The 669-nt window shown below is 56.5% G+C and carries 2 protein-coding genes; both read right to left on the bottom strand.

The annotated features are described in order from the left end of the window. Positions 1–241, bottom strand: a 241-nt coding sequence (locus ACXAHG_RS23535) for an IS3 family transposase (protein ID WP_475061251.1), incomplete at its 3' end; no start/stop codon positions are given. Between the two features lie 8 nt (positions 242–249). Beyond that, positions 250–543 carry a transposase gene (locus ACXAHG_RS23530; protein WP_475061249.1) on the bottom strand — a complete coding sequence of 98 codons (294 nt, stop codon included), beginning with the start codon at positions 541–543 and terminating at the stop codon, positions 250–252. Positions 544–669 lie beyond the last annotated feature (126 nt).

The raw sequence follows: 669 nt of genomic DNA, 5'->3' as shown, positions 1-669 counted from the left end.
TAAGGCGCATCAGCCGCCGGATACGCTTCTCGTTCACAACGTGGCCGTCGTTGCGCAGGTGCCAGGTCATCTGACGGACACCGAAGAACGGCGTCTCCAAGAACTGCTCGTCGATCAGCCGCATTAGCGCCAGGTTCAGCGCCGTCTCGCCCTTGGGCTGATAATAAAACGAAGACCGCGGGATCGACAGCAGCTTGCATTGCTTGCCAATGGGTAGATTGGCATTGGCAGGTTCAATCATTTTCCGCCTCACTTGCCGATCCACGGCTTGAGCTTTCGTGACAAAAAATCATTGGCCACGGCCAGCTCCCCGATCTTGGCGTGCAGTTCTTTGACCCGCTCTTCATCAATCTCCGGGGTTTTCTTGCCGCCACGCTCGAATACGCCGGACGCGCCCTCCAGGAGCGCCCGCTTCCAGCTGTGGATCATCGTCGGATGAACGCCAAATTGGCTTGCCAGCTCAGCAACAGTCCGCTCGCCCTTCAAAGCCTCAAGCGCGACCTTGGCCTTGAACTCAGGCGAATGGTTCTTCCGTTTCGACATCTCTGATCTCCTTCTCGTCGAAGATCAACAGACAGCAAATCGTAGCTTACGTCATGTGTGGATGCCCCGGATGCAAGGGGCTTTTGAACTGCTCAGACCTGTGATCGAGTACGGTCATGTGTCAGG

The sequence above is a fragment of the Leisingera sp. ABD4_442 genome (assembly GCF_056160905.1).
This window is presented reverse-complemented; position numbering and strand designations above follow the sequence as displayed.